Raw genomic sequence first — 26,402 nt, forward strand, 5'->3', positions numbered from 1 at the left:
GTAACAGGCCACGCAAAATGCCGCGTCAGCCATAGCTGCGCGGGTGCCTGTAGAGATAAAGATGGAGGGGGAAACCGCCCTGCCCGCGCCGATGGCAGGCAGAGCGGTTAATGGGGCGAGATCAGTTACATTTGCCGGGGTTAAGCTGGCAATAACCGACGTTGGCTGCGGCGCCGATGGCTGCGCCCTGCGCCAGCGACCCACCTGTGACGGCTGCCGCACCTGCGCCCACGGCTGCGCCGCCCAAACCCTGTTCGCCGATGGTGTTGCCACATGCGGCAAGACCGGCTGTCGCGCCAAGCGCGAGAATGATGTTACGAATTGACATGTGCCTGTTCCTTCACTGCTATCTACTGTCCGACCAACGCCCTGCCGTTTGACAAGTTCCCGGTCAATTTTCCGGCCCGTTGCCCTGTGGCGCGAAAACCACCCCGCCGAAAAGTCGGGCAGCGCGGCGCGGTTGCGCAGCGGCTGCCCGTTAGGGGAAGGGGTATGGTCTTCATGTCCGACGGCACGAAGAGCAAAAGACGCGCCGCCAGCCACGCAAAACCTGCCCCAAGCCTGCGCCAGCGCCAAGCACGCCCTTTGAGGCGGCCGGACTTCGGCAAGGCTGTGCTGATCTGCGTAGAGGCGGGGCGACATCATGCCGATCAACCCTCGAAAGCTTCGGGGAAGGCGGCACGGGCTGCGGCCACGTCGAGCACGAGCAAAGCTTCGTAATCGGCGGGATCAAAGGGATCGGTAGCCGGCAGCACCTCGCGGCCAAAGAGCCACGACAGACGGCCCGCATCCAGATTGCCACGCTCGAAAGGATGCTCGCCAAAGGCTTCCCACAGGGCTTTGACAAAGGCGGCATCGGCGCGGCGGTCAGGCGCGCGGCGGTCAGGGCGACGCTCACGCCGGGTGATGGGCGTGACCCCCTTGGGGTTCGGACGGCGAATTGTGAATTGGAAATCGGTGCCGGGCAGTCGCCCGGGGAACCCGCGGTGTTTTAGCATATAGGCGGGCATCAGACACCCCTCCCGGTTGCAGGGGTGGCTGGGATCAGGGCAGGCGCAAACGCCTGCCCTGCAACGGCATTATTTGTACTTGCCGGTGTAGACGGGCTCGACCGAGATGGGCTCGGGCTCAACCACGACGAACTCTTCTTCTTGCTGTGCGCAGGCCGAAACAGCTGCGACGAAACCGATAGCTGCCAGCAACTTGATGCTCTTGGACATGTATATCTCCTATTAATGTTAAATGAACCTGACGCGACAACATGCCGGCCAAGCCCGGGTTCTGAGGTAAGGGATACGTGGGTATTCCTTGACCGCATCATATGCGATTCACATAGCAATGGATATGGTTGCAAGCGCAATCGGTCGCGTTGTGACTCCAAAGCATCATTCCAATTGGAGGATCGGCGGATTCTTGCAAGATCTTGCCTGCGCATCACAAACCCTCCCAGATGCAAGCGTCATCTTGGGCACGGAAAGCTTCGAAATATTGGGTCGCTTCGGGGTCGGCCGCGCCGAATTCCACCGGGCGGTCAGCAAGGGAGACGACGATCACCTGCCCCGCAAGCGCATGTTCGGTCATGTAAGGGAGGGCGACCACCGCGCAGAGATGCTCCATGTCTGGAGCGGCGAGGTCATAGGCGATGGCCTCCGGCCCTTTGGCGATCTGCGGCGCAATGAACCGAAAGCGAAGCCAAGTCTCACCGCCCAATTCCTCGACAAGAACCTCTTGCAAGTCAATAACTTGCCCCGAGGGAACGTCAATCGCCCGTGCCGGAGACGCGAGCCCCCCCGCCAGCAAAGCTGGCAGGCAAGCTCGGCGCAGCAGAGCGCCTAGTGATTGCGCAAAGCGTCGATCAGCGCGTCCTTGTCCATATCCGAACGCCCCTCGATCCCGAGTTCCTGCGCCCGGTCGTAGAGGTCGTCCTTGGTCCAATCCTCGTAGGGCGGCTGTTTGCCCCCCTTCTTGCCGGGATGCTGGCTGTCGTTGGCCTGCGCATTGGCGATGCGGGCGGCTTTCTCCTTGCTCGCCCCATCCTCGCGCAGGGACTTGTAGGTCTCTTCGTCCTTGATTGATGAATTCGGCATGATCCGGCCCTCCTTTGCAAGGAAAACCACCCAGCCCGCCGAGGGTTCCGCGCGCGGCCTCGGTGGGATCGGTATTTAAGAAAGGATGAAGCTGCATGATGGTGCTCAGAGCGGGATGTTGTCGTGTTTCTTCCACGGGGTCTGCACTTTTTTGTTGCGCAATGACGCGAAGGCGCGGGCGACCCGTTTGCGGGTGCTGCGGGGCTGGATCACCTCGTCGATGAAACCGCGTTCGGCGGCGACGAAGGGGTTGGCGAAACGGTCTTCGTAATCCTTCGTGTGTTTGGCGATCTTTTCGGGATCCTTCAGATCCTTGCGGTGGATGATCTCTGTAGCGCCTTTGGCCCCCATTACGGCGACTTCGGCGGTGGGCCATGCGTAGTTGAAATCCGAACGCAGGTGTTTGGAAGCCATCACGTCATAGGCGCCGCCATAGGCTTTGCGCGTGATGACGGTGACCATCGGCACGGTCGCCTCGCCATAGGCGAAGAGCAGTTTCGCGCCGTGTTTGATGACGCCGCCGAATTCCTGACCGGTGCCGGGCAGGAAGCCGGGCACGTCCACGAGGGTCAGAATCGGGATTTCGAAAGCATCGCAGAACCGCACGAAACGGGCCGCTTTGCGCGAGCTATCAATGTCGAGGCAGCCCGCCAGCACCATCGGCTGGTTGGCGACCACGCCGACGGTACGGCCTTCGAGACGGATGAAACCGGTGATGATGTTCTTGGCGAATTCCTCTTGGATTTCGTAAAAGTCGCCCTCATCCGCCAGTTTGAGGATCAGTTCCTTCATGTCATAGGGGGTGTTGGCATTCGACGGCACCAGCGTGTCGAGCGAGGGTTCGATCCGGTTGGGATCGTCGAAGAAGGGGCGGACCGGGGGTTTCTCGCGGTTGTTGGCGGGCAGCAGATCGACGAGGCGGCGTACTTCGGCCAGCGCCTCTACGTCATTTTCGAACGCCGCATCGGCGACAGAGGATTTGCGCGTGTGGGTCGAGGCGCCGCCCAATTCCTCGGCGGTGACGACTTCGTTGGTGACGGTTTTCACCACGTCGGGGCCGGTGACGAACATGTAAGAACTGTCTTTGACCATGAAGATGAAGTCGGTCATCGCGGGCGAATAGACCGCGCCGCCCGCGCAGGGGCCCATGATGACGCTGATCTGCGGGATCACGCCGGAGGCTTCGATGTTGCGCTGGAAAACCTCGGCATAGCCCGCGAGGCTTGCCACGCCTTCTTGGATACGTGCGCCGCCGGAATCGTTAATGCCGATCACGGGCGCGCCGTTCTGCACCGCCATGTCCATGATCTTGCAGATTTTCTGAGCGTGGGTTTCCGAAAGGGAGCCGCCGAAGACGGTGAAATCCTGACTGAAGACATAGACGAGGCGGCCGTTGATCGTGCCCCAACCGGTGACCACGCCATCGCCTGCGGGCTTTTGATCCTGCATGCCAAAATCGGTGCAGCGGTGGGTGACGAACATGTCGAATTCTTCGAACGAGCCTTCGTCGAGCAGCAGATCGACACGCTCCCGTGCGGTGAGCTTGCCGCGACCGTGCTGCGCATCGATCCGCGCCTGTCCGCCGCCCAAACGCGCATCTTCGCGGCGCCGCTCCAGTTGTTCGAGAATGTCTTTCATGACGCACCCCTATTGTGATTTCGGCCAGTCTATCGGAGGAGCGCAACCGACCAAAGAGCAATTTTGCAAATTTGCAAAATCAATGCAGGCGCACCCAAGCAAAATGAAAAGTTGCAAAACAATCTAGTTAACATGGACATTTCCCATGCCCGCGACTACTTGCATTTGCATGAGCGATATCCCCAAAGTCCGGTATCTAGACCGGACGACCCCGCCCCATATTTCAACGCTGATCCTGCTGGCCGGGCTTTCGGCCATGGTGATGAACATCTTTCTGCCCAGCCTGCCGAAGATGGCAGAGCATTTTGGCACGGATTACGCGGTGATTCAGCTTTCGGTGCCGCTTTACCTGTTCTTCAGTGGCATACTGCAAATCTTCATTGGGCCGATATCCGACAACCTCGGGCGGCGGCGCGTGATGCTTTGGGGGCTGGGCATCTTTTCCCTGGCCACGGTTGGTTGCTTGCTCGCTCCGAACATCGCCGTGTTCCTCGTCTTTCGTATGGCGCAGGCCGTCATCGCCACGGGCATGGTGCTGAGCCGTGCGGTGATCCGCGACCTTTATACCCAAGACGAATCGGCCTCCATGATCGGCTATGTCACCATGGGCATGGCGCTGGTGCCGATGATCAGCCCGGCCTTGGGCGGCTTGTTGGAGCAGGGGTTTGGCTGGCAGGCCTCCTTTTGGGCGATGCTGATCCTCGGCGGGCTGGTGTTCTGGGTGGCTTGGGCGGATTTGGGCGAAACCGCCCGCGCCAGCGGCAAATCATTGAGCCAGCAATTCGGAGAATACCCCGAGCTGCTGCGCTCCCCACGCTTCTGGGGCTATGCGCTTGCGACAGGTTTCTGTTCGGGCGCTTTCTTTGCCTATCTCGGCGGTGCGCCTTTCGTCGGCACCGTGGTTTTCGGGATGGAGCCTGCGGTGCTGGGCCTTTATTTCGGCGCGCCCGCGATCGGTTATTTCATCGGCAACTTCATCACCGCGCGCACCGCGACCCGTTTCGGCGTCAATACGCTGGTGCTCTGGGGCTGCATCTCAAATGCTGTGGGCGGCACGGTGTCGCTGCTGATATTCCTTGCGGGATACGGCTCCCCGCTCAGCTTTTTCGGGCTGATGACGCTGGTGGGGCTGGGCAATGGCCTGTGCATTCCCAACGCCACGGCCGGGATGCTGTCGGTGCGCCCGCATCTGGCGGGGACGGCCTCTGGGCTTGGCGGGGCGATTATGATCGTCGGTGGCGCGGCGCTGAGCGCGCTGGCCGGGGCCCTGCTCACACCAGAGACCGGGGCCTATCCGCTATTGTGGTTGATGCTGCTGACCGCCATCGCCTCGGTCGCCTCCATCTGGGTGGTGATCCGGCGCGAGAAAGCCTTGGGGCTTTAACCTAGCAGTACCCCCGCCTCGGGCTTGCGAGCGGGGGTTTGCAAAGCTACGCTGCCGCGAAATGCAAATTTGCAAAGGTGCGCGGATGGCGATCCAGAAACTCTATGCCGGTGTAAAACTGCGAGAGACCCGCACCCGTGCGGGGCTGACGCAGAAAGACTTCGCCGCCCGGCTTGGCGTCTCCTTGCCCTATCTCAACCAAATGGAAAACAACAACCGGCCCGTCAGTACCAATGTGGTACTGGCACTGGCGTCGGAGTTCAGGCTCGACGTGACCGAGCTTTCCAGCGGAGATGGAGAGCGATTGGTGAGCGATCTGCGCGAGGCGCTGGCCGATCCGATCTTCGCCGGAAAGACACCCCCGGTGGCCGATCTGCGCCTCACCGCCTCCAACGCGCCGGGTCTGGCCCATGCGTTTCTCGCCCTGCACCAAAGCTACCGGCAGGTGCATGAACGACTGGCCTCACTGGACGAAGCCTTGGGCCGCGAGGACGCTCGGGCGATGCCCTCCCCTTGGGAGGAGGTGCGGGATTTCTTTCACTATTGCGACAATTACATTGATGCCGTCGACCGCGCGGCAGAGCATTTCGCCACCCGCGCGGGCAGCGGTAACGATACGCGGGCGACCGCGGCAACCGCGCTTGAACGCGCTGGCGTGACCGTGATCTTTGAGGATGACGACCGCCTGCGCGCCTATGATCCCGCGCGCAAAACGCTGCATCTGTCGGCCCGTGCAGCCCCTGAGACGCAGACCTTTCAAATGTTGCTCCAAGTGGCGCTGACCCAGCAGGACGCGCTGCTGGAGGCAACGCTTGATCTTGCCCGGTTCCACAGCGCCGCCGCCCGGGATATCGCCAAGATCGGGTTGGCCAATTACTTTGCTGGGGCGGCGCTACTGCCTTATGGGCGATTCCTGCAAAAGGCGCAGGACTGCCGCCATGATCTGGAGGTGCTGGCTGGGCATTTCGGCGCCTCGATTGAGCAGGTGGCGCACAGGCTTTCGACGCTCCAGCGGCCCGGCGCAAAGGGGGTGCCCTTTTTCTTTGTGCGGGTCGATCAGGCGGGCACGATCACGAAGCGCCATTCTGCCACCCGGTTGCAATTCGCGCGTTTTGGCGGGGCCTGTCCGCTTTGGAATGTCCACCGCGCGTTTGAAACGCCGGGAAGGTTCTTGCGCCAATTGGCCGAAACGCCGGACGGGGTGCGCTATATCAGTCTGGCGCGGGACATCTCGAAGCCGGCGGGGCGGTTTGGCGCGCCGGTGCGGCGTTATGCGATCTCACTGGGGTGCGAGGTGCGCCATGCGGCGGCACTCGTCTATGCCGATGGGATGGATGTCACCCGCAGCGATGCCTTTGAACCGATTGGCATTTCCTGCCGCATTTGTGAGCGCCGGGATTGCCACCAGCGCTCCGTCCCGCCGCTGGAACGGCAGTTGGTCGTCGACCCGCATCTGCGCGATACCCTGCCCTACCGGGTGGAGTGATCAGCGCCGCGCCCGCCGCCAGCCAGCACCGCGGGCTTCTGCTTCGGAACAGAACCAACGCTCTCCCTTGCGGGTACTGATGCGGGTGCGGCTATAGAAATCCTGCCCCGGCATATGGTAAATCTTGGTCCCTTTGGCGCTGATATTGCCCTTGATCTGGCAGCTCCCCTCAGGCCGGGCCGGTTCTGAACTGCTGCGGCGCGTCACGCGGTAGCGGGCCGGAGAGATGGTCTTGAACCCATGAATGCCACGCCCTGCGACAAAGGCTGCCTTTTCCTCCAGATCATAGTCCATCGAATATTTGCGATAGGCAAAGGCCAGCCCCTCTTGCACAAGCGCCTGCCCTACGTCGACACCGCCGACATGGCAGCGGGCGACGATGCGATCATATCGGTCACGGTCCAGCGCTTCACAGCGCGCTTCGGCCCCTTGGTATCTGTCGCGCACCTCTCTCGTTGTCCAATCACCGCAGGCCCAAGCCTGCCCGCCATCGGTTTCGCAGGTCTGGCTTGCCTCAAGCGCGTCGATTCCGTGCAAGCGGATGCGCGTGCCGCCAAGATCGAAGGTATCCCCATCGATCACGCGCACCACACCCGACACGGTCTGCGCCCCAGCCGATACTGCTGCGAAACTCAGCGTGAGACTGAGGGCGAAAAGTGAACAAATCTTTAACATGGGGCAGGTATGACGCCCTGCCCCGCCAGCTTCAAGGGAGGAGATTAAGACAGGTTAATGATCAGCGCTGCGCAACCTGCCAATTGGGATGCAGCCAAGGTTCGTCATTCGCCCGAGGCAGTGGATCGCGGCCCAAAAGCAGGTCCGAGACCTTTTCCCCCACCATGATCGAGGGCGCGTTAAGGTTGCCATTGGTGATGCGCGGAAAGATCGAACTGTCGGCCACCCGCAGCCCTTCAACCCCAATCACCCGCGCCTGCGGGTCGACCACGGCGTTCGGATCGTCGGCCGCGCCCATGCGGCAGGTGCCACAGGGATGATAGGCGCTTTCCGCATGTTCGGCGATGAAACTGTCAAGCTCCGCATCCGATTGCAGCGCGTCGCCGGGTTGGATCTCATGTTTGACGAAAGGCTTGAAAGCCTCCTGCGCGAAAATCTCACGTGTGAGGCGGATGCAGGTGCGGAACTCCTCCCAATCGTCGGGATGCGACATGTAGTTAAAGCGGATTTTCGGTGCATCTGCCGGGTCGGCTGACCGCAGGGTGATGTCGCCCCGCGACTTAGAGCGCATTGGCCCTGTATGGGCTTGAAACCCGTGCCCCTCCGCTGCCGCCTGCCCGTCGTAACGCACGGCGATGGGCAGGAAATGGTATTGAATATCAGGGTATTCCACGCCGGGCTTCGAGCGGATGAAGGCCGCGGATTCGAACTGATTAGAGGCGCCCATACCGGTCTTGGTAAAGAGCCACTGCGCGCCGATGACAGCCTTCGACAGCAAGTTCCAATGCTTATAAAGGGTGATCGGCTGGCTGGAGGCCATCTGGATGTAGAGCTCCAAATGGTCTTGTAGGTTCTGCCCCACGCCGGGACGGTCTGCGACAACATTGATGCCGTGCTGCGCCAGATGACCCGCCGGACCGATCCCCGACAGCATCAGCAGTTTCGGCGAGTTGATCGATGACGCGGCCAGCACCACCTCGCGCTGCGCACGGATGACCTCTGTGCGGTGGCCGCGCTTGACCTCGACCCCCACGGCGCGGCCCTCTTCGATCACCACGCGCTGCGCCAGCGCGCGGATCAGCGTCACATTCCCGGTTTTCTGTGCAGGCCGCAGGTAGGCATTGGCCGCCGACCAGCGCCGCCCGTTCCAGACCGTCTGCTCCATCGGGCCAAAGCCCTCTTGCTTCTCGCCGTTGTAATCTTCGGTCATCTGATAACCGGCCTGCGAGCCCGCCTGTACGAAAGCGTCAAACAGCGGGTTCTCGCGCGGGCCGCGGCTGACGTGCAGCGGGCCGTCTGTGCCGCGCCACGCCGCATCGCCGCCATGGCCGTTTTCGTGCCAGGTCTCCATGCGTTTGTAATAGGGCAGCACGTCGGCATAGCCCCAGCCCTGCGCGCCGCTTTCTTCCCAATGGTCGAAATCCTTGGCATGGCCGCGCACATAGACCATTCCATTGATCGAGGATGACCCGCCGATCACCTTGCCGCGCGGGCAGACCAACTCGCGCCCGTTCAGATGCGGCTCGGGTTCGGATTTATAGCCCCAGTCATAGCGCGGCATGTTCATCGGATAGCTGAGTGCCGCGGGCATCTGAATAAACGGCCCCGCGTCGCTGCCGCCATGTTCAATGACGATCACCTTCCGCCCCGCCTCGGCCAGACGGTAGGCCATGGCGCAGCCCGCAGACCCCGCCCCGACGATTACAAATTCAGCTTCCATTCCACTTACCTTCCGCAAATCCGCACGGGTGCGGGGCAGCGCCCGACGGTGTCGGCTTTATGCGCTGCGGCCTAATTTTCCGTTGCTTAGAACGGCGCTTCGACATCGCCCATGCGGACGTAGACTGACTTCAACTGGCTATAATGGTTGATCGCGGCCTTAGAGTTTTCGCGGCCCACGCCGGAGTTCTTCATGCCCCCAAAGGGCGCTTCGACCGGCGCGTCATTATAGGTATTGATGTAGCAGGTCCCCGCCTCGAACCCTGCGGCCACGCGATGTGCGCGGGTCAGGTTTTGGGTAAAGACACCAGCGGCGAGGCCGAATTCCGTGGCATTGGCACGGGCCATGACCTCGGCCTCATCCTCAAAATCGAGCACGGCCATGACCGGGCCGAAAATCTCTTCGCGGGCGATGACCATGTCGTCTTTAACATCGGCAAAGACGGTCGGCTGCATGTAGAAACCGTCGCGCTCAATCCGTTTGCCGCCATAGACCAGCCGCGCGCCCTCGGCCTCACCCTTCGCCACATAGTCCAGCGCGATCTGCATCTGGCGGTCGCTTACCATGGGGCCAAAGCTGGTGTCGGGGTCCATCGGGTCACCGATCACGGCGTTTTCCAACCGCTCAGACAGCCGCGCAAGAAACGCCTCCTTGATGTCGCGGTGCACAAAGACCCGCGTGCCGTTCGAACAAATCTGGCCGGAGCTATAGAAGTTGCCCAAGATCGCGCCGCTCACGGCATTGTCGATATCGGCATCTTCAAAGACGATCATGGGGGATTTGCCGCCCAACTCCATCGTGACATGTTTGATGCCCTCGGCGGCGGCGGCATAGACCTTGCGGCCCGTTGGGACGGATCCGGTCAGCGACACCTTGTCGACGCGGCTGTCGGTGACCAGCGATTGCCCCACTTCGCCCATGCCCTGCACCACGTTGAACAGGCCCGCAGGCAGCCCGGCCTCAACGAGTATCTCAGCCACTTTCAGCGCACAGAGCGGCGTTGTCTCGGACGGTTTGAAGATCATCGCATTACCGCAGGCCAGCGCCGGCGCGGCTTTCCAGCAGGCGATCTGCGTGGGGTAGTTCCACGCGCCGATGCCCACGCACAGGCCAAGCGCCTCACGACGGGTATAGACCCAGTCTTCGCCCAGTTGGATATGCTCGCCCGTCAGGCTGCCCGCCAGCCCGCCGAAATACTCCAATGCGTCGGCCCCGCTGGTGGCATCGGCGACAGAGGTCTCCTGATAGGGTTTGCCGGTGTCATAGGTCTCCAGCACCGACAGGTCGTGGTTGCGCTCGCGGATCATGTCGGCGGCGCGGCGCAGGATGCGGCCCCGCTCGGTGCCTGTCATCGCGGCCCATGCGGCCTGCGCCTTGCGGGCCGAGGTGATGGCTTGTTCAACGATCGCAGGCGTGGCGGCATAGAGCGTGGCGATCGTCTCGCCCGTGGCGGGATAGATTACCGGGATCGGCGTGCCCTCCGTGTCTTCGACATAGGCGCCGTCGATGAAATGGCTGGCTGTGGGCTGGGGATCATAGGACATCAAAGATACTTTCTTGCCTGAGGGGCGGAGTGTTCGAGGAGGCGGAGCGCGGCAATGCCGCCCTTCTCCGCAGTGTTCAGCGGCCCGCTTTCAGCAGCAGGTCGAGGGTATAGAGCGCGCGGGTCATGGCTTCGGCAGCGCTGACATCGTCCGACAGCGCGGCGCGCAGATAGAGCCCATCAATCAGCGCCGCTAATGTGTCGGCGTCGCCTTCGGGTTGGGGGCTGATCGGGCGCAGCGCATGGGTGAGGTTCGAGCGCAGACGGCTTTGATAAGCCGTCAGCAGCCGCCGCGTTTCGGGATTGGTGCGGGCATGGGCATAAAGCGTCATCCACGCGCTGATCGTGCCAGGATGAAAGCCGGTGTCGTCGAAACTGGCGACAATGATCGCCGCCGCCCGGTCGTGGGGCGTGCGTGCCGTGGCGAGCCGTTCGCGCACCCCGGCGGCGTATTCCGACAGAATATGGCGCATCGCGGCGAGGAAGATCTGATTCTTGCCGCCGAAATAGTGATGCGCCAACGCGCTCGACATGCCTGCCCGCTTGGCGATCTGACTCACCGTCACATCCAGCGACTGAGCTTCGCCAATCTCGGCGATGGTGGCTTTGACCAGCGCAGAGCGGCGAATGGGTTCCATTCCGACTTTGGGCATTGGATTCGGGTCCTTGGGGCAGTGTTGACCGCCTCAGGATAGGGGAATCTTTATTGACTCGTCAATCAAGTACCGCCCGGCGGGGTGGTACGTCAGAATTTCGTGGCGTGGGAGGGCGGCGTGACCTGCCGTTTCAGCATTGCTTCGCGCCATGTGATAAAGGTGACCGAGCCCAAAATCACGGCTCCGCCCAGCACCACCCAGATGTCCACCGGTTCGGCAAAGACCACCACACCAAGGATCGTGGCCCAGACCAGTTGCAGGAATGTCACCGGCTGCGTCACCGTCACGGGGGCGGCGGCGAATGCCAGCGTCATGGTGAAATGCCCCGCCGTGGCGAAAAAGGCGACGCCGGCGAGGATCAGCAACTCCTGCGCGGTGGGCGTGATCCAAACGGTGAAGGCGAAGGGCGCAAGGCCGATGGTCACGAAGATCGACAGCATGGTGACGATCATCACAGGCCGCGCTTCATCCGCCAGCACCTTGGCCAAGAGGTAAGACCCCGCAAACACCACCGCCGCCAGCAGCATCGCCAGATGCCCGGTCGAAACTTCGCGGAAACCCGGTCGCAGGATGATCGCCGCGCCCGCCAGCCCCAGACAGACCGCCACGATGCGCCGTGCCGCGAGCTTTTCGCCCAGAAAAATCGCAGCGCCGACAGTGACATAGATCGGCGCGAGGTAGTTCATCGCCGTGACTTCGGCAATCGGCAGGCGGGTCATGGCGTAGAACCACAAGATCACCCCGCCCGCATGAAAGAACCCGCGCAGACCGAAAAGCCCCCACTGGCGCTTGCTAACGGGGGTCGACAAAAGCGACCGCAGGATCGGCAGAACAAAGACCAGCCCCATGGCGTAGCGCAGGAATGCGGCCTCTGCCGAGGGCAGGCGCGGCCCCATGTATTTGACCAGCGCGGTCACGCCGATGAAACATGCCCCGGTCACCAGCATCCAAAAGACCCCGACAAGCGGGCGATTGGCGGGAACGGGGATGTCGGGGGTGGTCGCGGGGTTTTGTGTCATGTCGCGACCCTTTCCCAAAGTGCTGCCAAGGGCAAGATGGGCGCGGCACTTTTATTCACATCGCAAGCAATTTGATCGCAATCCCCCACATGGTCACGGCGATGACGGCGTCCAAAATCTGCCAACTGCGCGGCTTGGCGAAAAGCGGCGCAAGCAGCCGCGCGCCATAGCCGAGGGCAAAGAAGAACACGAAACTCGCCAACGCTGCGCCGATCCCAAAGCTCAGGCGGTCGGGATACTGCGCCGAGATTGAACCAAGCAGCACCAATGTGTCGAGATAAACATGCGGGTTCAGCCAGGTCAGGGCCAGCAGGGTTAGGACCGCCTTGCCCAAGCTGCGGGTGGCCTGCCCTTCGGCCTCCAACCCCTCACCGCCGCGCCATGCCGACACGGCGTTGCGCCAACCGTACCACAGCAGGAAGGCCGCGCCGCCGTAGCGCATCAGTGGCCCGAACCACGGTGCCGCTTCGGCCAGCGCGCCAAAACCGGCCACACCGGCAGTGATCAAGATCGCATCCGAAGTGGCGCAGACCAACACCACCACCAGCACATGCTCACGCCGCAGCCCTTGGCGCAGGACAAAGGCGTTCTGCGCGCCGATGGCCATGATGAGAGTGAGGCTGAGAGCGAAGCCGGGGAGGAATGAGGTCAGCATTGGGGCGTCCTGTCTTGGGTTGCTTTTGCCTACCGCGGCAGTACAGATTACTCAAATTCAATAGTCTTCGCTTGGATTAGAAAAACTTATGCAGCTAGACAGCGCCCAACTGACCGCTTTGGCGAGCATCCTGCGACTTGGCAGCTTTGACGCGGCGGCGGCGGCGCTCGGGGTCACCCCCTCCGCCATCTCGCAGCGGGTGAAGGCGCTTGAGGATCGAGTCGGCACCACGCTGGTCTTGCGCGGCCAACCCTGTACCGGCACGCCGACGGGCCAGCGGCTGGCGAAACATGCCGAAGACGTGGCCCTGCTCGAAGCGCAGGCATTGGGCGTCAGCGGCAACACGTCCCCGCCCCGGCTGCGGCTGGCGGTGCCTGCGGATGTACTGGCGACATGGCTCATCCCGGCCTTGGCGCAGATACCGGAGATGCTGTTTGATCTGGTGATCGACGATCAAGACACCTCCGCCGATTGGCTGCGGCGTGGAGAGGTCAGCGCGGCTGTGACCGGACAAGCCCGCGCCGCACCGGGCTGCGATATGCTGGCTTTGGGTGCGCTGCGCTATCACGCGACGGCAAGCCCCGCCTATATGAAGAAATGGTTTGCCCACGGCGTCACCACCGAGACACTGGGCCAAGCGCCGATGCTGACCTTTAACCGCAAGGATCAACTGCAGGGGCGCTGGCTGATGCAAAAAACCAGGCAGCGATTGACCCCGCCCAGCCACCACCTGCCCTCAAGTCACGGCTTCGTGGCGGCGGCGCGCGAAGGCTTGGGCTGGGGCATGAACCCTGCCCCTCTGGTGGCTGAGGATATGGAGAAAGGCCGCCTCGTCTCGCTCGACGACGCATTGCCATTGGATGTGCCGCTTTACTGGCAGGTCGCGCGGATCATGGCCCCCGCGCTTGCCCCGCTCACCGCCGCCATAAGGGCTGCGGCGCGCGAGGCGCTGGTGCAAGGGGCGCGTTAAAGCTGCGCCATAACCTCATCAGAGGCTTCGAAATTGGTGGTGACGCGCTGCACGTCGTCGTCTTCCTCAAGCGCATCGACCAGCTTCATTAGCTTTTCCATGGCCTCAAGGTCCATCTCGGTGGTGGTGGTCGGACGCCAGATCAGTTTAGTCGATTCCGACTCGCCCAGTTCCGCCTCGAGCGCTGTCGACACATCATTGAGATCGGTGTCGGCGCAATAGATGACGTGACCGTCTTCGGAGCTTTCGACATCTTCGGCTCCGGCCTCAATCGCCGCCAACATCACGGTGTCCGCGTCGCCCACGGACGCGGGATAGATCACCTCGCCCTTGCGCTCGAACATAAAACCGACCGAGCCTGTCTCGCCCAGATTGCCACCGTTCTTGGTGAAGGTCGAGCGCACGGTCGAAGCGGTGCGGTTCCGGTTGTCGGTCATCGCTTCCACGATCACCGCCACGCCGTTCGGGCCATAGCCCTCATAGCGGATTTCTTCGTAATCCTCGCCCTCACCGCCCACGGCCTTCTTGATGGCGCGTTCGATGTTGTCCTTGGGCATGGACTGGCCTTTGGCCTCTTTCACGGCCATGCGCAGACGCGGGTTCTTTTCCGGGTCGGGGTCGCCCATCTTGGCCGCGATGGTGATTTCCTTGGAAAGTTTGGAAAACACCTTGGCGCGCAGCTTGTCCTGACGGCCCTTGCGATGCTGGATGTTTGCCCATTTGGAGTGACCGGCCATGAATACCTCGTTCTGGCAATGCGTTTGCGCCACTCTATATGCCAGCATCACCGCTGGAACAAGCCACCCGGCCTGTGCTTAGCTTTCCTCCTTTGGGGCAACCACGTTAGACCGGATATATGACCACAGATCAGATCATTCTCTTTACCCTCTTTGGCGCGGTCTTTGGCCTGCTGCTGTGGGGCCGCTTTCGCTATGACATCGTGGCATTTGGCGCACTGATGGCCGGGGTGGTGCTGGGGGTGGTGCCCACGGAAAACGCCTTTGACGGCTTTGGCCATCCGGCGACGCTGATCGTGGCGCTGGTGCTGGTGGTTTCCGCCGGGCTGGTGCGTTCGGGCGCGGTGATGTTGATCACCCGCACGCTGGTGGACAGTTCGCGCAGCTTGGGCGCGCATATCTCGATCATGGGGGCCGTCGGCGGGGTGCTCTCGGCCTTTATGAACAACGTGGCGGCCTTGGCGCTTTTGATGCCGGTCGACATTCAGACCGCGCGCAAAGCGGGCCGCGCGCCGGGGCTAAGCCTGATGCCGCTGAGTTTTGCCACCATCCTTGGCGGCATGGCCACGCTGATTGGCACGCCGCCCAATATTATCATCGCGTCGATCCGGCAGGAATCGCTGGGGGCGCCTTTCAAGATGTTCGACTTTGCCCCGGTGGGCGGTTTGGCCGCCATTGCCGGGCTGATCTTCGTGGCCTTGATCGGCTGGCGTTTGATCCCCGCCCGCGAAGACGCGATGATCGAAGCTGATGATATCGCGGAATATATCGCCGAGTTGACCGTGCCCGAGGGCAATAAGCAGATCGGCAAGCGTCTGGCAGAGCTACAGGAAGAAGCACATAAGGCCGATGTGGCGATCCTTGGGCTGATGCGGGACGGCAAACGGCGCTATGGCACCGCGCGCAACGTGGTGCTGCAGGCCGGAGACGCGATCGTGCTGGAAGCCACGCCCGACGCGCTGGACGAATTTCGCAGCACCCTGAACCTCGCGCTGGCGGACAGTGACCGCGAAGACCTGCTGCTGGCCGATGGCGACGGGGTCGAGATTGTCGAGGTCGTGGTGACCGAAGGGTCCCGCCTCAATGGTCGCACGGCGCAGGCGGTGGGCCTTTCGTGGCGCCAGCGCACGGTGCTTCTGGGTCTGTCTCGGCAAGGCCGCAAGATCACCTCGCAGCTGCGCACAACCGAGCTGAAACCCGGTGACATCCTCTTGCTGCTGGTGCCGCGTGACACGGTGGCCCATGTCACCGACTGGCTGGGCGTACTGCCCTTGGCCGACCGTGGCCTTGCCGTGACCCAAGACAGCAAGACGTGGCTTGCCATCGGCATGTTCGCAGGTGCGGTGGCGGCGGCCTCCTTTGGGTTGATCTATCTGCCCATTGCGCTTGGGCTGGTGGTCGTGGGCTATGTGCTGGCCAAGATCGTGCCGCTGTCGGAGCTCTATACTCATATCGAATGGCCGGTGATCGTGCTTTTGGGCTCCATGATCCCGCTGGGCGCGGCGCTGGAAACCTCGGGCGGGACCGAGTTGATCGCGGGCGCGCTGGTGGGGCTGACCGAGGGGCTGCCCGCATGGGTCGTGCTGACGGTGCTCATGGTGGTGACCATGTCGCTGTCGGATGTGCTGAACAACACGGCGACGACAATCGTCGCCGCCCCGGTGGGCATCCAGATGGCGCAGACGCTCGGGGTGTCGCCCGACCCCTTCCTGATGGCGGTGGCGGTGGCGGCCTCTTCGGCGTTCCTCACGCCGATTGGACATAAGAACAACACCCTGATCCTTGGCCCCGGCGGCTATTCCTTTGGCGACTATTGGCGCATGGGGCTGCCGCTAGAGATCATCGTCGTCGCGGTGTCGATCCCCGCGATCCTCGTCTTTTGGCCACTTTGACGTCGCGCCCCCGGCGCGCGTCAGGCTTGCCAGATCGCATTTGTCGCCCCTAGGCTGATTTCAGCTTTAGGGGGGACAAATGGATATTCTAATCAACGTCGTACTGCCGCTGTCTTTGGCGATCATCATGCTGTCGCTGGGGGTCGGCCTTACGGTCCAAGACTTCACCCGCGTTGCAAAATACCCGCGCGCTTTCGGGTTGGGCGCGCTGTGCCAAGTGGTGCTGGTGCCCGCCGCCGCTTGGGCCGTCGCCACGGCCTTTGGCCTCAGCGGAGAGCTGGCGGTGGGGCTGATGATCCTGTCCTTCTGCCCCGGCGGGGTGACCTCGAACATGGTCAGCAAATTCGCGCGGGGCGATGTGGCGCTGTCGGTGACTTTGACGGCGGTCGTCTCGCTCCTGAGCATTCTGACCGTGCCGATCTTCACCGCCATCGCCGTGCGGCATTTCATGGGCGATGCGGCCCCGGATGTGTCGGTCGCAACACTTGCCATGGCGATGTTTCTGATCACCACCCTGCCCGTCGCGCTTGGGCTGCTGCTGCGCCACGGCGCGCCTGCCTTGGCCCTGCGGATCGAGCCGGGTCTCTCGGCCCTCGCCGCGCTGCTTTTTGTGCTGATCGTGCTGGCCGCTTTGGCCGGGAACTGGAGCCTTTTTGCTGAGAACCTCGCCAGCCTCGGGCCTGCGCTCATCAGCTTTAACGTCGTTTTAATGCTGCTGGGGCTGGGCATCGCCGGGGCCGCGGGGCTGGCGTGGCGGACGCGCAAGACGATTTCGATTGAGGTCGGCATTCAGAACGCCACGCTGGGCATCACCCTCGCCGCTTTGATATCGGGCCAAGCCTCGGGGTTCAGCGCCTACGCCCTGCCCTCGGCGGTCTATGGGATTACCATGTATCTGGTGGCCCTGCCCTTTGTGCTTTGGTTTCGCAAGCGCTGAGAGTGGGGGGCCGCACAAACAAAAGGCGCGCCCCGAGGGACGCGCCTTTCTTGTTTAAGGGACGGGCCATCAGGCCATGTCGAAAGCGTCGTCCTCACAGAGGTCGGGCTCTTCGTCTTCCTCCGAAGGCATGGAGGCAAGGCTGAGCGCGTCCATAAGAGCGGTCGCGCCGTCGGATGTGTCGGCGGCGTCGGGGTCGGCCATGTCGGGATCGACCATACCCGTCACCTCAAGAACTTCCCCGCCAGTCTCGTCCGAGTCGACGACGAGGCGCATCCCGCTCAGATCGATATCCTCGAACGACAGTGAGCCGGGAAAGGTCCACAGGGTAAAGTTGGTACTGCTGACCTCCCCTTCCGAACTATCAGCGGTCGTGCCGAACTGCAGACCGACATCAAAATTGCCCCCCGCTTGGGGACCGTCGGTGAAACCGTCAACTCCGTCATCAACAGCCTTCACGTCCGTTAGGTGATACCCCTCGGCGTTCACATCAGGGAAGAAGTTCAGTTCTTCGATCGCACTCCCGTCAGTCACATTGAAGAAAAGTCCGTTGATATCTGCGTGGGACTCAGCTTCAGGGTTTGTGGGTGATAGGTTGAAGTGCAACTCGCCATTAGGCATCTCAGTGACGGCGACTGTGGTCTCTCCATTCTCCCCCATCAGGAATTTCAGAACGGTTTTATCGTCGCCACCGGTATCACTACCTTGCGTACCGCCAGAGCCGGAGCCCTTCGTTCCGCAAGTGCCGGAGCCCTTGGTGCCGCCAGAGCCGGAACCCTTCGTACCACCAGAACCGGAGCCCTTCGTGCCGCCCGAGCCGGGACCCTTCGTACCGCCAGAACCGGAACCCTTCGTACCGCCAGAGCCGGAGCCCTTCGTACCGCCCGAACCAGAACCTTTCGTGCCACCAGAACCGGAACCCTTCGTGCCGCCAGAGCCGGAACCCTTCGTACCGCCAGAACCGGAGCCCTTCGTGCCGCCAGAGCCGGAGCCCTTCGTACCGCCAGAACCGGAGCCCTTCGTGCCACCAGAACCGGAACCCTTCGTACCGCCAGAACCGGAGCCCTTCGTGCCACCAGAGCCGGAGCCCTTCGTGCCGCCAGAGCCGGAGCCCTTCGTGCCGCCAGAGCCGGAACCCTTCGTGCCGCCAGAACCGGAACCCTTCGTGCCGCCAGAACCGGAGCCCTTCGTGCCGCCAGAGCCGGTGCCTTTGGTACCACCAGAGCCGGAACCCTTGGTGCCACCCGAACCAGAACCCTTGGTGCCGCCAGAACCAGAACCCTTGCCGTCATCGCTCCCGTCGAACTTCCCGGCCAGGTTTTCGTCATACCATTTCGCGAAGGAGGATCCCTCTACCCCGCCGTTGTGATAGGACTTCGTTCCGCTGGCGTCGCAACCGCTGCCCGCCGCACCATCGGTGGACCAGCTATCGTCTTTACTGTTCCAACCTTTAGAGAATCTGTAACCCATGACACCAATCCCTCATATACTTTTGCAGTCGCGACCGCTTTGCAGCGCCACGTCCCCCACAGACTTGCGAAACTAACAGGCGCAATTCTCTTTCGGCAAATTCTTTCCATTTTTTCGATGAATGAGGCCAGATGTCGACATAATCGCGAAACAGTAACGCGCCGCGCAGACGCATTGTCCTTTGGTATAGGCCAAACATACCGAATGGCGGCGAATCACTCCGGCCGGATAGGCTGAAATTGCCTTTGTTTTGCCCAAAACCCGCCGTACCCTCGACCGTCAAAACGCCTAGACAGACGGAAACACCAGCGGAGGCCCCATGGCACGACCCAAGGAACAAAGCGCTCAGGCGCAGATCGTCGCAGCGGCGCGCAAGCATTTTGGCCAAGACGTGGCACGGGTATCGGCCCCCGGTGGTGAGAACCGGTCAAGTTTCCGGCTGCACCTGACCGATAGTACCGTCATCGCAACCCTGCGCCCGAACTTTCGCCGCACCCATTTGGAAGCCCATGTGCTGACCGAACTTGGCCGCCATTGCAGCGACCTGCCCGAATGTCTGGGTGTGGTGGGTGAGATCATGTTCCAATCCGATGTCGGCAAACGCCGCCTCAATGTTGAGGTCGCGCAGGTCGCGCCAGCGGTACAGCTTGATCTTGCGGGAGAGGCCGTATCGGCCATTTTTCGCATCCATGGCGCCGCGCGCCAGACCGAGTTGAACGCCATCATGCCGCATCTGGGCAATAACCGCGATTGGGTGCTGAACTTCGTTGATGCGGTGGACTTTCTAAAAGACCTCGGGGGCGGCATTTCAGACCAGTTCGACCGCACCGCCGCCTATGAACGTATCAACGCCCCGGCGCGGCAATTCGTGAAGTGGGACTGCCGGTCGGGCAATGCCGCGATTGGCCGGGATGACAAATTGCGCTGGTTCGACTTTGAATATGCCGGGCTGCGCCATGGCGCCGAAGACATCGCTTGGCTGATCGGGGATGAGGCGTGGCCCGTCGCCCCGCAGGACATGGTCGACGTGGTAATCGACGCCTTCGATCCCACCTGCGGCATCCCCCTGCCCGACTACCTTGACTACCTTTCGGTTTACCTGACCTTCCATGCCGTGCAGCGGCTTAAACTGATCAGCAAGGAAGCCAAGAAACGTGGCTGGCTGAGCAAAGACCGCATCCGGCGCTATGATGATGCAGGCGTGCACCCCGAATTCGCGGCGCATATCTGCCGGGTTGGGGCCTATTTCTCGGACCAATCCGAACTCACCGCGCCGCTGACACGCAACTTCCTTGAGGCGCAGGCGGGATTTGAAGCGATCGTCGCCCAGACCGAAAAGCAGCGCAGCGCCTGAGTTACCAAAACAGCGGGATCACCGCGCTTACCAACAGCGACATGCTCAGGTTCAGCGGGATCCCGATGCGCATGAAATCGGTGAATTTATACCCCCCCGGCCCGTAAACCAACGTATTGGTCTGATAGCCGATGGGCGTGGCAAAGGCGCAGGAGGCCGCGATCATCACCGCCACAACCAGCGGGCGCGGGTCCATGCCAAGGGCGGCGCTGAGGCTGATGGCGATCGGCGTCATGATGACTGCCACAGCATTGTTGCTGACGATCTCGGTAAGGGTCGTGGTCAGCAGGAACACCGCCCAGATGATGAAAAACGGCGGCAACTGTGCCAATCCCGGCGCGATATTGTCGACGATCAGCGCAATCGCCCCTGAGTTCTGCAGGGCAGCGCCAACGGCCAGCATGGCAAAGATCAGCGCCAACAAGCGCCCTTCGACGAAAGAGAATGCCTCCTCTGCGTCGATACAGCCGGTCACCAGCACCACGGCCACGGCGATCACGGCCAAAGCCAAGATCGGCGCGACGTTGAAGGCCGCCAGTGTGACGATGCCCACCAGCGCCGCGATGGCGATCGGCGCATGGCCCCGCCGAAACGCACGGGCCGAGGGTTGGGTCACGTCAACGAGGTTCATCTCGCTGGCCAGACGCTGAATATCCTCTGCAGCGCCTTCCAGCAGCAGCGTGTCCCCCACTTTGACGATCAGTTGGTCAAGCTGTTGGCCGATATTCTGGTTCCGCCGATGCACCGCCAGCGGATAGACGCCATAGCGCCGCCGCAGCCGCATGGAGCCCAAACTGCGCCCCACCATCCGGCAACCGGGGGTGATCAGCACTTCGACGGTCGTGGTTTCCACTGCCGAAAGCTGGTCGACCCGGCGCAGTTCCTTGTTGTTTTGCAGGCTCAACAGCTCGGTCATCTGGGTCCGCAGCACCACGCGGTCCCCGACCTGAAGCTCAACGCCTTTGAGGTTGCGGCGCAATGAATCGTCGCCTCGCACCACGTCGATCAACCGCACGCCCTCGCGTTTGAACAGCTGCACGTCCAGCACTTCGCGGCCAATCAAGTTGCTTTCAGGGGGGATCACCGCCTCGGTAAAGAACTTCATCTTGGAGCGATCCGAGAGCATATTCGCCATGCTGTCGCGCGCGGGCAGCAGTTTGTCGGCGAAAAACAGCATGTAAATCAAACCCCATGTGCAGACGACAAGACCCACGGGAAGGATCTCGAAGATCCCGAAAGGCGCCATCCCCTGCGACCGCGCCACACCATCCACCAACAGGTTGGTCGAGGTGCCGATCAGCGTGAGAGAGCCGCCCATGATCGCGGCATAGCTGAGCGGGATCAGCAGCTTAGAGGCTTTGGTATTGAGCGTACGGGTGAGTTGCACGACCACCGGGATCATCACCACGACGACGGGCGTGTTGTTCATGATCGCACTCGCCGCCATGACCGACAGGATCACCCCCGCCACCGCCGTCTTGGGGTGGGTCTTGGCCGAGCGTTCGGCCAGCCGGGTTAGCACATCCAACGCCCCGGTCCGCACCAAGGCCCCCATGATGATGAACATGGCTGCAATGGTCCAAGGCGCGGGGTTCGACAGCACCGCCAGCGCATCGTCATAGGGCAAGACGCCGATGGCCAGCAAAAGCGCGGCACCGGCGATGGCGACCACTTCGGTGGGGAAAGCTTCGCGCAGGAAAAGCACGAACATCATGCCGACGACCACGAGGGTGAGCACCGCCGTCTCCATCGGAGAGAAGCTGAAAAATTCCATCAAGAACCTGTCATTCGGGCAAAAGGCCGTTGTCCAGTTACGCCGATTGCGGCCTTCGGTGCAAGCGCGACGCGTCGCCGCGCCGTGCTGAACTTAAGGTGCGCTGGCCTGCAAGGCACCGCCCTCGCGCACCGGCACGATCCGCGTGGCCCGGCCCGTGCGGTCATCCGTTTCGATATAAACGCCTGAGAGTGTCGCCTCGCCATTGGCAGGGGTGAAACGTTCGCGCGGCATGCCGGTGATGAAACGGCGCAGCGGCTCGGCTTTATCCATGCCGATCACCGAATGATAATCACCGCACATCCCCGCATCGCTGAGGTAGGCCGTCCCGCCCGGCAGGATCATCGCATCGGCGGTGGGCACATGGGTATGGGTGCCGACAACAAGGCTCGCCCGCCCGTCGCACCAGTGGCCCATGGCCATCTTTTCGCTCGTAGCTTCGCAGTGCATATCGACGATGATCGCCTGCGCCATTCCGCCCAGAGGGTGCGTTTTCAGCACCGGCTCCAGCGCCGAAAAGGGATCATCAAAAGGGCGTTTCATAAAGACTTGGCCGAGCGCTTGGGTCACCAAGACCTTCTTGCCATTCTGCGCTGTGAACAGCTTGGCCCCCTTGCCCGGTGCATTCTTAGAAAAGTTCAGCGGGCGGATCACGCGCGGCTCCTGCTCTATAAAGCTGAGCATGTCTTTCTGGTCAAAAGCATGATCGCCAAGGGTCAGGCAATCGGCCCCGGCCTCTAGCAACGTCTTGGCATGTGCGCCCGAAAGCCCCATGCCGCCGGTCGCATTCTCGCCATTGACCACAATGAAATCGAGCTTCCAGTCGCGCCGCAGCCGCGCCAGATTTTCGGTGATCGCCCGCCGTCCGGCCCGGCCCATCACATCGCCAAGAAACAAAATCTTCATAACTTATGGACTAGGACGCGCGCGGCTTGGCGGCAACCCTTATTCCGCGTGGGGCCTCGTTCCATTTGGGGCCTTACTCCGCGCGGGGCCTTATTCCACGTGGGCGGGTTAACGTCACGCCACCTCAATCACCCCGGCCTCTGTCACGATCAGATCCAGCGGCTCATCGGTGTCTTCCAACGGAACGTCGTCGCTCTCCTGCCCGGCAAAGGCGAAACCGATTGCCATGGTGGCCCGGCGCGCGCGCAGCATCGCCAGTGTCCGATCATAAAATCCGCCGCCATAGCCCAGCCGCGCGCCTGCGCGGTTAAAGGCCAGCAGCGGAACGATCACGATCTCGGGTTCGAAAAAATCGTTATGTTCGGGGATCATCGCGCCGAAAGTGCCCGCCACCATCGGCGTCTCGGGTGTCCAGCGCGAGAACGACAACGGGTGGTCGGGCCACATGATCACCGGCACGCCGACCGGGCCGTGGGCGCAGGCCTCGGCCATGGCCGGGCGGGGGTCGATTTCGGTGCGAATGGGCATGAAGCCCGAAAGCGGCACGCCGCGATAGCCTGCCAAAACTTCAGACAGATACCCAGCCTGCGCGGCATTCGCCTGTTCAAACAACGGCTTGCGGCGGGCAAAGGCGGCCTTGCGCGCCGCGGCCTTACGCGCTGCAGCCTCGCTCACAAAAGCACCAGCGCCGCGAGACCGAGGAAGGCAAAGAAGCCGACAACATCCGTCACCGTGGTCACAAAGGCCCCCGAGGCGAGCGCCGGGTCAATCCCGAACCGCTCCAGCAAGATCGGAATACCGGTGCCAGCCAGCCCTGCCACCACAAGGTTGATCACCATCGCGGTCGCGATCACATAACCAAGCGCCGGAGAGCCGAACCAGATCACCCCGACAATCCCCATGATCACCGCAAAGATCAGACCGTTCACCAGCCCCACCAGAACCTCCCGCCGGATCACCCGCCAGACGTTCGAGCCGGTAAGGTCTTTCGTCGCAATCGCACGCACCGCGACGGTCAGGCTCTGCGTGCCCGCGTTGCCGCCCATGGAGGCGACGATCGGCATCAGCACCGCCAGCGCCACGATCTGCGCAATCGCGGCCTCGAACTGCGAAATCACCATCGACGCGGCAATCGCCGTTACAAGGTTCACCGCAAGCCATGGCAGACGCTGTTTGGTCGTTTCCGCCACACGGTCGGAAAGTGAGCCCTCGCCCACACCCGCCAGTCGCAGGATGTCTTCTTCGTGTTCTTCGTCGAGCACCGCCATGGCGTCGTCGATGGTGATGACGCCGATCAACCGCCCCTCTTCATCAACCACCGGGGCCGAGATCAGGTGGTACTGGTTAAACGCATAGGCCACATCGCCCTCATCGCGCATGGCGGGGATGATCTGGAAGGTTTCCTCCAGGATATCCGCCAGCCGCGTCTCGCGGCGCGAGCGCATCAGCTTGCCCAGTGTCACGTTGCCCACCGGGTGCAGGCGCGGGTCGACCATGACGATGTGATAGAACTGATCTGGCAGGTCTTCTTCCTTGGTGGCGCGCAGATGGTCGATGGTCTGGCCCACCGTCCAATGCTCGGGCGCCATCACAACCTCGCGCTGCATCAGACGACCGGCGGAGTATTCTGGCCAGTTCAGCGCCTGTTCAACGGCGACCCGGTCGGTTTCCTCCAGCGCGTCGAGGATGGTTTCCTGCTGCGCGTCTTCCAGATCTTCGATCAGGTCGACGACATCATCGCTGTCCAACTCACGCACCGCTTGGGTCAGAACCTGCGGCGTCAGGATGGAGATGACTTCTTCGCGGATCGACTCGTCGAGTTCCGACAGAATCTCGCCGTCGAATTCTTGCCCGTAAAGCCGGATCAGCGCTGCGCGGTCATCCTCGTCGATCTGTTCCAAAAGGTCAGCGATATCCGCCGCGTGCAGCGGTTCCATCAGCTGGGTCAGATGGGCTTGATCGTTGGCCTCTACGGTCTCAAGGATCGCGGCAACGGCCTTGCGGTCCAGCATATAGGCTTCGGCATTCTCCTCAGAGGCTACCGCCGGATCCAGCTCTTCGATCTGCTCTGCCATCCGCGTTCTCCGTGCCTGTGCTGCGCTTTGGGCCGACAATATGCAAGCGCCCGCACGGGCACAATGCCGCCCGCGACGCTTCGGTATTGTTCCCCGTCTCGCCCTCACCTAAACCACTGGCATGACAAATCAACGACTCCTTTTGGGCGCGACGCTCAGCTATTCCGGCAACCCGATGCAAAGCGCGTGGGAGGATGCCGTGAAGATCGACACCGAAGGCGGTGTCTTGATCGAAGACAGTCGCATTGTCGCCGTGGGCAATGGCGAACGCCTGCGTGCCGACCATCCGCAGGCCGAGGTGACGCGCTATGGCGATGCGTTGATTTGTCCGGGCTTTGTCGATGCTCACGTGCATTATCCGCAGACCGCGATCATCGCGTCATGGGGCAAGCGGCTGATCGACTGGCTGAACACCTACACCTTCCCCGAAGAGATGCGCCTTTCGGATCCGGCCTATGCGGGCGACATCGCCGCGCGCTATTTGGACCTGACGCTGGCCCAAGGGACCACCACTGTTGCGTCTTACTGCACGATCCACCCCCACAGCGCCGACGCGCTGTTTCAGGCGGCAGAGGATCGCGGCCAACGGATCGTAGCGGGCAAGACCTGCATGGACCGCAACGCCCCCGAGGGGCTGCGCGACACGGTGCAATCGGCCTATGACGACAGCAAAGCGCTGATCGAGCGTTGGCACGGCAAGGGCCGCGCGAGCTATGCGATCACGCCGCGTTTCTCTCCGACCTCAACGCCCGAACAACTCTCGGCCCTAGGCGCGCTTTGGGCAGAGCATCCGACCTGCCTGATGCAGACCCACCTCAGCGAACAAACGGATGAGATCGAATGGGTGCGCGGCCTGTTCCCAGAGGCGCGCGATTACCTTGATACCTATGAGGCCCATGGGCTGCTAGGCGAACGCGGGCTCTACGGCCATGCGATCCACCTAGAGCCGCGTGAGATTGACCGGCTGGCAGAGACAGGCGGGGCGCTGGTGCATTGCCCCACCTCCAATACGTTTATCGGTTCGGGGCTGTTTGACATGACCGGGCTTGCCGCGCGGAGCATTCCGCTGGCGCTGGCGACGGATACCGGGGGCGGCTCGTCCTTTTCGATGCTCCGCACCATGGCGGCGGCATATGAAGTCGGCCAGCTGCGCGGCACCCCGCTACACGCGGCGCAGCTGATCTGGCTCGCCACCGCAGGCTCGGCCCGCAGTCTGCATCTGCAGGATCACGTCGGCAGTCTGGCCGAAGGGATGGAAGCGGATATTACCGTGCTATCGCTCAACTCCACCCCCGCCATCGCGCAGCGTCACGCGGCAGCCAAGGATATCTGGGAAAGCCTCTTCGCCACCATCATGATGGGCGATGATCGGGCGATTGCAGATGTTTGGGTTGCGGGTGCGCGTCGGGGTGGCACGGCGTAAC

The 26,402-nt window shown here is 62.2% G+C and carries 25 protein-coding genes; 7 read left to right on the forward strand and 18 right to left on the reverse strand.

Features of this window, described 5'->3' with window-relative positions:
• Positions 1-121: 121 nt before the first annotated feature.
• From B5M07_RS12430 to B5M07_RS12450, 6 genes are all read right to left on the reverse strand, one after another.
• Positions 122-328, reverse strand: a complete 207-nt coding sequence (locus B5M07_RS12430) for a hypothetical protein (protein WP_067630227.1) — start codon at positions 326-328, stop codon at positions 122-124.
• Between the two features lie 322 nt (positions 329-650).
• Positions 651-998, reverse strand: coding sequence for a hypothetical protein (locus B5M07_RS12435; RefSeq protein WP_067941107.1), 348 nt, complete (start codon positions 996-998; stop codon positions 651-653).
• Between the two features lie 81 nt (positions 999-1,079).
• Complete coding sequence (locus B5M07_RS19465; protein WP_162931863.1) at positions 1,080-1,220, reverse strand: hypothetical protein; 141 nt, start codon at positions 1,218-1,220, stop codon at positions 1,080-1,082.
• 214 nt (positions 1,221-1,434) lie between these two features.
• Positions 1,435-1,800, reverse strand: coding sequence for a DUF6497 family protein (locus tag B5M07_RS12440; protein WP_120351543.1), 366 nt, complete (start codon positions 1,798-1,800; stop codon positions 1,435-1,437).
• Positions 1,801-1,832: 32 nt separating this feature from the next.
• Positions 1,833-2,087 (reverse strand): DUF7218 family protein, encoded by a 255-nt coding sequence (locus B5M07_RS12445; protein ID WP_067630224.1) that lies wholly within the window; start codon positions 2,085-2,087, stop codon positions 1,833-1,835.
• A gap of 105 nt (positions 2,088-2,192) precedes the next feature.
• Positions 2,193-3,725 (reverse strand): acyl-CoA carboxylase subunit beta, encoded by a 1,533-nt coding sequence (locus B5M07_RS12450; protein ID WP_120351544.1) that lies wholly within the window; start codon positions 3,723-3,725, stop codon positions 2,193-2,195.
• A 169-nt stretch (positions 3,726-3,894) separates the two neighbouring features.
• Between B5M07_RS12450 and B5M07_RS12455 the strand changes: the two genes are divergently transcribed.
• Together B5M07_RS12455 and B5M07_RS12460 are read left to right on the forward strand one after the other, a co-directional pair.
• The gene (locus B5M07_RS12455) at positions 3,895-5,109 is read left to right on the forward strand and encodes a multidrug effflux MFS transporter (protein ID WP_120351545.1); all 1,215 of its coding nucleotides are present in this window, start codon (positions 3,895-3,897) and stop codon (positions 5,107-5,109) included.
• An 85-nt stretch (positions 5,110-5,194) separates the two neighbouring features.
• Entirely contained in the window at positions 5,195-6,595 is a 1,401-nt protein-coding gene (locus B5M07_RS12460) for a helix-turn-helix domain-containing protein (RefSeq protein WP_120351546.1), read from the forward strand.
• On the opposite strand, the gene B5M07_RS12465 is transcribed toward B5M07_RS12460, so the two are convergent.
• The 6 genes from B5M07_RS12465 to B5M07_RS12490 form a co-directional block, all read right to left on the reverse strand.
• Positions 6,596-7,270 (reverse strand): thermonuclease family protein, encoded by a 675-nt coding sequence (locus B5M07_RS12465; RefSeq protein ID WP_120351547.1) that lies wholly within the window; start codon positions 7,268-7,270, stop codon positions 6,596-6,598.
• A gap of 61 nt (positions 7,271-7,331) precedes the next feature.
• On the reverse strand, positions 7,332-8,990 hold the full coding sequence (betA, locus tag B5M07_RS12470; protein ID WP_120351548.1) for a choline dehydrogenase: 1,659 nt from the start codon (positions 8,988-8,990) through the stop codon (positions 7,332-7,334).
• A gap of 86 nt (positions 8,991-9,076) precedes the next feature.
• Positions 9,077-10,534, reverse strand: coding sequence for a betaine-aldehyde dehydrogenase (gene betB / locus B5M07_RS12475; RefSeq protein ID WP_120351549.1), 1,458 nt, complete (start codon positions 10,532-10,534; stop codon positions 9,077-9,079).
• Between the two features lie 76 nt (positions 10,535-10,610).
• On the reverse strand, positions 10,611-11,186 hold the full coding sequence (betI, locus tag B5M07_RS12480) for a choline-binding transcriptional repressor BetI (protein ID WP_120351550.1): 576 nt from the start codon (positions 11,184-11,186) through the stop codon (positions 10,611-10,613).
• 92 nt (positions 11,187-11,278) lie between these two features.
• Entirely contained in the window at positions 11,279-12,208 is a 930-nt protein-coding gene (locus B5M07_RS12485; RefSeq protein ID WP_120351551.1) for a DMT family transporter, read from the reverse strand.
• A 55-nt stretch (positions 12,209-12,263) separates the two neighbouring features.
• Positions 12,264-12,863: a LysE/ArgO family amino acid transporter gene (locus B5M07_RS12490; protein WP_067936692.1), complete on the reverse strand. Its 600-nt coding sequence runs from the start codon at positions 12,861-12,863 to the stop codon at positions 12,264-12,266.
• Between the two features lie 88 nt (positions 12,864-12,951).
• Here B5M07_RS12490 and B5M07_RS12495 point away from each other — a divergent pair, with 88 nt between their 5' ends.
• Positions 12,952-13,833, forward strand: coding sequence for a LysR family transcriptional regulator ArgP (locus tag B5M07_RS12495; protein ID WP_120351552.1), 882 nt, complete (start codon positions 12,952-12,954; stop codon positions 13,831-13,833).
• Here B5M07_RS12495 and B5M07_RS12500 read toward each other — a convergent pair.
• A complete protein-coding gene (locus B5M07_RS12500) occupies positions 13,830-14,570 on the reverse strand; it encodes a YebC/PmpR family DNA-binding transcriptional regulator (RefSeq protein ID WP_120352256.1) in 741 nt (246 codons plus the stop codon). The genes B5M07_RS12495 and B5M07_RS12500 overlap by 4 nt on opposite strands.
• Before the next feature lie 119 nt (positions 14,571-14,689).
• On the opposite strand from B5M07_RS12500, the gene B5M07_RS12505 reads away from it, so the two are divergent.
• Positions 14,690-16,462, forward strand: coding sequence for an SLC13 family permease (locus tag B5M07_RS12505; protein WP_120351553.1), 1,773 nt, complete (start codon positions 14,690-14,692; stop codon positions 16,460-16,462).
• A gap of 79 nt (positions 16,463-16,541) precedes the next feature.
• Positions 16,542-17,399 carry a bile acid:sodium symporter family protein gene (locus tag B5M07_RS12510; RefSeq protein ID WP_120351554.1) on the forward strand — a complete coding sequence of 286 codons (858 nt, stop codon included), beginning with the start codon at positions 16,542-16,544 and terminating at the stop codon, positions 17,397-17,399.
• A gap of 69 nt (positions 17,400-17,468) precedes the next feature.
• Here B5M07_RS12510 and B5M07_RS19470 read toward each other — a convergent pair whose 3' ends face one another.
• Positions 17,469-18,869: a hypothetical protein gene (locus tag B5M07_RS19470; protein ID WP_162931864.1), complete on the reverse strand. Its 1,401-nt coding sequence runs from the start codon at positions 18,867-18,869 to the stop codon at positions 17,469-17,471.
• Between the two features lie 319 nt (positions 18,870-19,188).
• Between B5M07_RS19470 and B5M07_RS12520 the strand changes: the two genes are divergently transcribed.
• The gene (locus B5M07_RS12520) at positions 19,189-20,223 is read left to right on the forward strand and encodes a hypothetical protein (protein ID WP_120351556.1); all 1,035 of its coding nucleotides are present in this window, start codon (positions 19,189-19,191) and stop codon (positions 20,221-20,223) included.
• 1 nt (position 20,224) lies between these two features.
• On the opposite strand, the gene B5M07_RS12525 is transcribed toward B5M07_RS12520, so the two are convergent.
• The 4 genes from B5M07_RS12525 to mgtE all read right to left on the reverse strand — a co-directional run bounded on the left by B5M07_RS12525 (position 20,225) and on the right by mgtE (position 24,978).
• The gene (locus B5M07_RS12525) at positions 20,225-21,997 is read right to left on the reverse strand and encodes an SLC13 family permease (RefSeq protein ID WP_120351557.1); all 1,773 of its coding nucleotides are present in this window, start codon (positions 21,995-21,997) and stop codon (positions 20,225-20,227) included.
• Positions 21,998-22,090: 93 nt separating this feature from the next.
• Positions 22,091-22,903: a TIGR00282 family metallophosphoesterase gene (locus tag B5M07_RS12530; RefSeq protein ID WP_120351558.1), complete on the reverse strand. Its 813-nt coding sequence runs from the start codon at positions 22,901-22,903 to the stop codon at positions 22,091-22,093.
• Between the two features lie 114 nt (positions 22,904-23,017).
• Positions 23,018-23,578 (reverse strand): 5-formyltetrahydrofolate cyclo-ligase, encoded by a 561-nt coding sequence (locus tag B5M07_RS12535; RefSeq protein ID WP_120351559.1) that lies wholly within the window; start codon positions 23,576-23,578, stop codon positions 23,018-23,020.
• Positions 23,575-24,978, reverse strand: coding sequence for a magnesium transporter (gene mgtE / locus B5M07_RS12540; protein WP_120351560.1), 1,404 nt, complete (start codon positions 24,976-24,978; stop codon positions 23,575-23,577). Before mgtE ends, B5M07_RS12535 begins: the two co-directional genes overlap by 4 nt.
• Positions 24,979-25,099: 121 nt before the next feature.
• Between mgtE and guaD the strand changes: the two genes are divergently transcribed.
• A complete protein-coding gene (gene guaD, locus B5M07_RS12545; RefSeq protein ID WP_120351561.1) occupies positions 25,100-26,401 on the forward strand; it encodes a guanine deaminase in 1,302 nt (433 codons plus the stop codon).
• Position 26,402 lies beyond the last annotated feature (1 nt).

The sequence above is a fragment of the Sulfitobacter sp. D7 genome (assembly GCF_003611275.1).
GTDB lineage: Bacteria > Pseudomonadota > Alphaproteobacteria > Rhodobacterales > Rhodobacteraceae > Sulfitobacter > Sulfitobacter profundi.

What these genes read in the sequence shown, in the direction of transcription:
- B5M07_RS12430 (WP_067630227.1), bottom strand. Translation starts at nt 328, where the DNA reads ATGTCAATTCGTAACATCATTCTCGCGCTTGGCGCGACAGCCGGTCTT.
- B5M07_RS12435 (WP_067941107.1), bottom strand. Translation starts at nt 998, where the DNA reads ATGCTAAAACACCGCGGGTTCCCCGGGCGACTGCCCGGCACCGATTTC.
- B5M07_RS19465 (WP_162931863.1), bottom strand. Translation starts at nt 1,220, where the DNA reads ATGTCCAAGAGCATCAAGTTGCTGGCAGCTATCGGTTTCGTCGCAGCT.
- B5M07_RS12445 (WP_067630224.1), bottom strand. Translation starts at nt 2,087, where the DNA reads ATGCCGAATTCATCAATCAAGGACGAAGAGACCTACAAGTCCCTGCGC.
- B5M07_RS12450 (WP_120351544.1), bottom strand. Translation starts at nt 3,725, where the DNA reads ATGAAAGACATTCTCGAACAACTGGAGCGGCGCCGCGAAGATGCGCGT.
- B5M07_RS12455 (WP_120351545.1), top strand. Translation starts at nt 3,895, where the DNA reads ATGAGCGATATCCCCAAAGTCCGGTATCTAGACCGGACGACCCCGCCC.
- B5M07_RS12460 (WP_120351546.1), top strand. Translation starts at nt 5,195, where the DNA reads ATGGCGATCCAGAAACTCTATGCCGGTGTAAAACTGCGAGAGACCCGC.
- B5M07_RS12465 (WP_120351547.1), bottom strand. Translation starts at nt 7,270, where the DNA reads ATGTTAAAGATTTGTTCACTTTTCGCCCTCAGTCTCACGCTGAGTTTC.
- betA (WP_120351548.1), bottom strand. Translation starts at nt 8,990, where the DNA reads ATGGAAGCTGAATTTGTAATCGTCGGGGCGGGGTCTGCGGGCTGCGCC.
- betB (WP_120351549.1), bottom strand. Translation starts at nt 10,534, where the DNA reads ATGTCCTATGATCCCCAGCCCACAGCCAGCCATTTCATCGACGGCGCC.
- betI (WP_120351550.1), bottom strand. Translation starts at nt 11,186, where the DNA reads ATGCCCAAAGTCGGAATGGAACCCATTCGCCGCTCTGCGCTGGTCAAA.
- B5M07_RS12485 (WP_120351551.1), bottom strand. Translation starts at nt 12,208, where the DNA reads ATGACACAAAACCCCGCGACCACCCCCGACATCCCCGTTCCCGCCAAT.
- B5M07_RS12490 (WP_067936692.1), bottom strand. Translation starts at nt 12,863, where the DNA reads ATGCTGACCTCATTCCTCCCCGGCTTCGCTCTCAGCCTCACTCTCATC.
- B5M07_RS12495 (WP_120351552.1), top strand. Translation starts at nt 12,952, where the DNA reads ATGCAGCTAGACAGCGCCCAACTGACCGCTTTGGCGAGCATCCTGCGA.
- B5M07_RS12500 (WP_120352256.1), bottom strand. Translation starts at nt 14,570, where the DNA reads ATGGCCGGTCACTCCAAATGGGCAAACATCCAGCATCGCAAGGGCCGT.
- B5M07_RS12505 (WP_120351553.1), top strand. Translation starts at nt 14,690, where the DNA reads ATGACCACAGATCAGATCATTCTCTTTACCCTCTTTGGCGCGGTCTTT.
- B5M07_RS12510 (WP_120351554.1), top strand. Translation starts at nt 16,542, where the DNA reads ATGGATATTCTAATCAACGTCGTACTGCCGCTGTCTTTGGCGATCATC.
- B5M07_RS19470 (WP_162931864.1), bottom strand. Translation starts at nt 18,869, where the DNA reads ATGGGTTACAGATTCTCTAAAGGTTGGAACAGTAAAGACGATAGCTGG.
- B5M07_RS12520 (WP_120351556.1), top strand. Translation starts at nt 19,189, where the DNA reads ATGGCACGACCCAAGGAACAAAGCGCTCAGGCGCAGATCGTCGCAGCG.
- B5M07_RS12525 (WP_120351557.1), bottom strand. Translation starts at nt 21,997, where the DNA reads ATGGAATTTTTCAGCTTCTCTCCGATGGAGACGGCGGTGCTCACCCTC.
- B5M07_RS12530 (WP_120351558.1), bottom strand. Translation starts at nt 22,903, where the DNA reads ATGAAGATTTTGTTTCTTGGCGATGTGATGGGCCGGGCCGGACGGCGG.
- mgtE (WP_120351560.1), bottom strand. Translation starts at nt 24,978, where the DNA reads ATGGCAGAGCAGATCGAAGAGCTGGATCCGGCGGTAGCCTCTGAGGAG.
- guaD (WP_120351561.1), top strand. Translation starts at nt 25,100, where the DNA reads ATGACAAATCAACGACTCCTTTTGGGCGCGACGCTCAGCTATTCCGGC.